At 65.0% G+C, this 5,484-nt stretch carries 5 protein-coding genes; 3 read left to right on the forward strand and 2 right to left on the reverse strand.

What is annotated here, in order from left to right; all coding sequences use genetic code 11:
• Positions 1-283 (forward strand): energy transducer TonB (locus WEA77_RS04600; RefSeq protein WP_368066688.1); only part of this gene is annotated, 283 nt, incomplete at its 5' end.
• 365 nt (positions 284-648) lie between these two features.
• On the opposite strand, the gene typA is transcribed toward WEA77_RS04600, so the two are convergent.
• On the reverse strand, positions 649-2,484 hold the full coding sequence (gene typA / locus WEA77_RS04605) for a translational GTPase TypA (RefSeq protein ID WP_368066689.1): 1,836 nt from the start codon (positions 2,482-2,484) through the stop codon (positions 649-651).
• 169 nt (positions 2,485-2,653) lie between these two features.
• Between typA and pgeF the strand changes: the two genes are divergently transcribed.
• Both pgeF and WEA77_RS04615 read left to right on the forward strand, forming a co-directional pair.
• A complete protein-coding gene (gene pgeF / locus WEA77_RS04610) occupies positions 2,654-3,418 on the forward strand; it encodes a peptidoglycan editing factor PgeF (protein ID WP_368066690.1) in 765 nt (254 codons plus the stop codon).
• A gap of 92 nt (positions 3,419-3,510) precedes the next feature.
• Complete coding sequence (locus tag WEA77_RS04615) at positions 3,511-4,446, forward strand: ribose-phosphate pyrophosphokinase (protein WP_368066692.1); 936 nt, start codon at positions 3,511-3,513, stop codon at positions 4,444-4,446.
• Positions 4,447-4,477: 31 nt separating this feature from the next.
• On the opposite strand, the gene WEA77_RS04620 is transcribed toward WEA77_RS04615, so the two are convergent.
• Positions 4,478-5,095 carry a M23 family metallopeptidase gene (locus tag WEA77_RS04620; protein ID WP_368066693.1) on the reverse strand — a complete coding sequence of 206 codons (618 nt, stop codon included), beginning with the start codon at positions 5,093-5,095 and terminating at the stop codon, positions 4,478-4,480.
• Positions 5,096-5,484 lie beyond the last annotated feature (389 nt).

Here is a 5,484-nt window from a genome sequence, read left to right on the forward strand (position 1 = left end):
GACAATCCTGGCCGGGCGAGGCATCCAGGTGGTGCGGGCGCCTGCGCCTGTCATTCCGGGGGCGGCGATTTCGCGCGGAATTTCTGGCAGCTGCGAGGTTGTGTTCGATGTGGATACGCGCGGGCGCCCGTTCAACCTGACTGCTCAGTGCACGGATAACATCTTCAGGGCCGAGGCGATCCGTGCGGTGAGCAAGGCCGAGTTGCTACCAAAAGTGAGCCGGAACGGCGTCGCAGTGGAGCAGCGCGGGGCGATCTACCCGATTGCGTTTGAAGTGAAGTGAGGCGCGTCACCGCAATCTGGAGCGCGGCCACCGCAATGGATGGCTGCGCCCCGCCGCCTCCAGCCCCGGCGGCTCTGGCATACCCGGTCTACGTGCCTGCGGCCGTGCTGGCTGCGCCGGTCTACCCCGAAGAAGCGGCACGCAAGGGCTTCCCCGATACGTGCGAGTCGCGGTTTGACATCGACTGGAGGTGCCGGCCCTTCAATCTGGACGTTCGACGCAGGTACCGGATCTTCGCCGGCTCCGCCGGGGCAGCCCTGACCGCGACAGAGTTCGATCCGCCCGCTCTGGACCTATCACAAATCGGCGCTCAATGTGCGCCCTACCCGTTCGCGTACGAGGTCAGTGGCCGAAGATACGCGGAATCACGCGTCTGCGCTGGCCTTCGACTGGCGTTTGCGGACGTTGGGGTCGAGGTGGACTTTCCGCAGACGGATCGATTTCGGAGTGACCTCGACCAGTTCGTCGTCCGCGATATAGGCGAGTGATTTTTCCAGCGTCATCTGCAGCGGCGTGGTGAGGCGGACGGCTTCGTCGGTGCCCGAGGCGCGCATGTTGGTGAGCTTCTTGCCCTTGAGGACGTTCACTTCGAGATCGTTGTCGCGGTTGTGCTCGCCGATGATCATGCCGCCGTAAACCTTGGCGCCGGGATGGATCATCATGGGGCCGCGATCTTCGAGGTTCCACAGGGCGAAGGCAACCGCTTCGCCTTGCTCCATCGCGATCAGAACGCCTGTATGGCGGCCGGTGATCTTGCCCTTGTGGGGCGCGTACTCATGGAAGATGCGGTTCATGATGGCGGTGCCGCGCGTGTCGGACAAGAGTTCGCCCTGGTAGCCGATCAGGCCGCGCGTCGGAGCGTGGAAGACAAGGCGGGTGCGACCAACGCCGGAAGGGCGCATGTCAAGCATATCGGCTTTGCGTTCCGACATTTTCTGCACGACGATGCCCGAGTGTTCGTCGTCCACGTCGATGGTGACTTCCTCGATAGGCTCAAGCTTCTCGCCGGTCGGGCTCGTCTGCATGAGAACCTGCGGGCGCGAGACGCCAAGCTCGTAGCCTTCGCGGCGCATGGTTTCGATCAGCACGGCGAGCTGGAGTTCGCCGCGGCCGGAGACGGTGAACGCCTCGGCATCGGTGGCGCGATCAACTTTCAGCGCGACGTTGCCTTCAGCCTCTTTCTCCAGGCGGGCCCAGATCATCCGGCTGGTGACTTTCGTGCCTTCGGTGCCGGCGAGCGGCGAGTCGTTGACCCGGAAGGTCATCGAGATGGTCGGCGGATCAATCGGGCGCGCTTCGAGCGGCACGGTGACCGACGGGTCGCAGAACGTGTCGGCGACGTTCGCCTTGGTCATGCCGGCGAGGGAGACGATATCGCCTGCGATGCCTTCTTCGACCGGCACGCGCTCCAGGCCGCGAAAGGCGAGGACTTTCGAAACACGCCCCTGCTCCACGAGCTGGCCGTCACGCGAGAGGACCTTGATCGACTGGTTCGGTTTGACCGAACCCGACAGGATGCGGCCTGTGAGGATGCGGCCGAGGAAGGGGTCAGCGGAAATCGTGGTGGCGAGGAAGCGGAAGGCGCCCTCTTCGACGCGCGGGACCGGCACATGGTCCACGACCATCTGGAACAGCTCGTCCATGTTGGCGGACGGGGTTTCGTATTGTTTCGACATCCAGCCATTCTTGGCCGAGCCGTAGAGGATCGGGAAATCGAGTTGCTCGTCGGTGGCGTCGAGGTTGGCGAAGAGGTCAAAACACTCATTGACGACTTCGTCCGGGCGGCGCTCCGCTTTGTCGATCTTGTTGACGGCGACAATCGGCTTCAGGCCGACTTTCAGCGCCTTGGAGACCACGAACTTGGTCTGCGGCATCGGGCCTTCCGAGGAGTCCACAAGCACGATGGCGCCGTCCACCATGTCGAGGATACGCTCAACTTCGCCGCCGAAATCGGCGTGGCCGGGCGTGTCCACGATGTTGATGCGGTAGCCGTTCCATTCGACCGAGGTGGTCTTGGCGAGGATGGTGATGCCGCGCTCGCGCTCGAGATCGTTCGAATCCATCATCCGCTCAGCGGTCTTCTCGTTCAGGCGGAAGGTGCCGGCCTGTTTGAGCAGCTCGTCCACCAGCGTGGTCTTGCCGTGGTCAACGTGGGCGATGATGGCGATGTTGCGCATCTTTTCGATAGGGGTCGTCGTCATATGGAAGGCTTTCCGGCGGGCGGCGTTCGGGAGGGGAACGGTTTGTTTTCGGGTGGGTTTGCGCGCCCCGTAGCAGAGACGGGGGGCTTTGACCATGCCGATCCGGCAGGCTTCTTCGCGGGTGCGGCATGCTTGACGCAGGCGCCGGGCGCGGCCAGCAAGGAGGGGCATGCAACCGCCCTTTGTCACCGCCCCCCAGATCACCGGTACTTCCGGGCTTTGCCATGGTTTCTTCGGACGCCGGGGCGGGGTTTCGGGCGGCGATTATGACAGCCTGAACGTGGGCGAAGGCTCGGCTGACAGCCCCCGCAATATTGCTGAAAACCGGGCTCGTGTTTCGGCCGCGATGGGGACGCACTGGCTGCTCTCCTGCTACCAGATTCATTCGCCGGACGTGGTGCGGGTGACCGGGCCCTGGACGGAGCGCCCCGCAGCGGATGCGATGGTGACGGACCGGCCGGGCCTTGGTCTCTGCATCCTGTCGGCAGACTGTACGCCGGTCCTGTTTGCGGACCCAGACAAGGGTATCATCGGCGCGGCGCATGCCGGCTGGAAAGGCGCCCTGGCGGGGGTTCTGCTGCGGACCGTGGAGGCGATGGAAGCATTGGGGGCTGACCGCGCACGCATCCGCGCCGCCACCGGGCCGACGATCCAACAGGTAAGCTATGAAGTGGGGCCGGAGTTCCGGGCCAGCTTCCTCGCTCAGGACGGGGCCAGCGAGGATCTGTTCATTCCTGGCAAGGGCGACCGCTGGCACTTCGACCTGCCGGGCTTCTGCGCGCGCCAGCTGGCCGGGGCGGGCCTCGTTGATGTGGGCAATCTTGGCCAGGATACCTGCACGTTGGAGGACATCTATTTCTCGAACCGCCGCCGGAACCTGCGCGGCGAGGCAGATTATGGCCGGAATGCCTCAGTGATCACGATTTCGGGGTAAGCAGGCCCGAATCCGGTTTTACGTGGCTTGCGACTCGGGAGCGGCTGCTACAAAAGCGTCACGAGCCGGGTAACAGAGGGTCGACACGCGCCATGAAGCTGATTTCCTGCAACGCGAATCGGCCCCTTTCCGAAGCCATCGCCGATTATCTCGATATGCGGCTGACGCGTTCCGAGGTGAAGACTTTCGCCGACCAGGAAATCTTCGTGCGCATCGACGAGAACGTGCGCGGCGAGGATGTGTTCATCATCCAGTCGACCTCCTATCCTGCCAATGACAACCTGATGCAGCTCCTGATCATGATGGACGCGCTGCGGCGCGCTTCGGCCCGGCGCATCACGGCAGTGGTCCCGTATTTCGGCTATGCGCGGCAGGACCGGAAAACCGATGGCCGCACGCCGATCTCGGCGAAGCTGGTGGCGAATCTCATTTCGTCCGCCGGCGCCGACCGGGTGCTGACGGTGGACCTGCATGCCGGGCAGATCCAGGGCTTCTTCGACATTCCGACCGACAACCTGTTCGGCGGGCCAGTGATGATCGACGATATCCGGGAACGCTTCGGGCGCGACAAGATCGTGATGGTGTCGCCGGATGTCGGCGGCGTGGTGCGGGCCCGGGCGCTGGCCAACAAGCTGAATGCGGACCTCGCCATCGTCGACAAGCGGCGCCCTGAGGCCGGCAAGTCCGAAGTGATGAACATCATCGGCGAGGTGAAGGGTGCTCGCTGCATCATGCTCGACGATATCTGCGACTCCGGCGGCACGCTCGCGAATGCCGCGGCGGCGCTGAAGGAACAGGGCGCGGTGTCGGTCTCCGCCTATGTCACGCACGGCGTATTGTCCGGCAACGCGGTGCAGCGGATCGAGAAATCTGTGCTGGACGAACTGGTGATAACTGACACGATCCAGCCGTCGGCGGACGCGCTGAAATCCAGCAAGATCCGTGTGCTGCCGATGGCGCCGCTGCTGGGCGAGGCGATCCGCCGGATTGCAAATGAGGAGAGCGTGTCGAAACTGTTCGACCGCTAGGCGCCTTGCGCGTCTGCCGGGACAGGCCGGCTCAGGTTACCGTTTCAAGCGTGCCGGGTGCCAGGCGGGCTTTGTCCGGGCAGTCCTTTGCCGGGGGCCGAGACGCTGTGACGCCATAGGGCCTCAACAGCAAGGACGAAGCGCTACCGCGCGGAGCCAGGACCGGGATGGCAACAGGCAGCGGCGCAGCCCGCAGAGGCGCGGAGATCGGCGCGAGAGGCGCCGCCGTGGCCGAAATTTTGAGCTCCCTTGCCAGCACGAAACCGTCTTCCGCCTGCGGATCAACCCGCTCACCGGCACGCCAGACTTCGAGATGCAGGTGCGCCCTTGTGGCCTGCCCGGGTTCGCCGAGCGTGCCGATCACCGCGCCGGCCGGGACCGCATCGCCGACAGCGACCGATATTGTCTCGAGCCGGCCGCAGTGCAGGGACGTGGCGCCGGCGGTGAGTTCGACGAGGTTGCCAAAGCCTTCCTCGAACTCGGCGCGCGTGACCGCAGCGGCGGCGGGCGCATAGAGCGCTACGCCGAGCGTGTGCGCGAGGTCCGTGCCGCCATACAGTTTATGCTCGCCGGGGATCGGGCGCTGGCGCATGCCGAAAGTGCTGGTGAGCTTCTCCTTGCCGAGTACGGGATGGGTATAGGCGGTCATCGGCGCAGCGGCGCGAGGGCCCGGGCCGCGGATCAATACCCCGTGCGCGATGACGAACGGCGCGGCGCGGGCGCGTATCGTCCGTGAGCAGAAGAGTTCGGCGCATCCTGAGGGCGCTCTCCTTCGCAAGGACAAGGGCGGCGACCGGCAGGGACAAGGCCTGGCGGCGCGGGTGAGCGCGCGGGCATAGGCAATCCGGTCACCGATAAGCTCGGCGGCGGCTTCCTCGACGACGGCTTCGCGTCAGTAGTCGAGCTCGGTGCGGATCGCCCAGGCGAAGAGCGAGAACCAGAAAACATCGGCGACGAGACGCTCGAGCGGGCGCGTCAGGAGACCGCCGAGGGTGGCCGTGCGGTCGACGGCGGCGGCGTAGACCGCCATGCCATGAA

Origin of the sequence: Hyphomonas sp., from assembly GCF_040882205.1 — a bacterium.
Classification (GTDB): Bacteria; Pseudomonadota; Alphaproteobacteria; order Caulobacterales; family Hyphomonadaceae; genus Hyphomonas.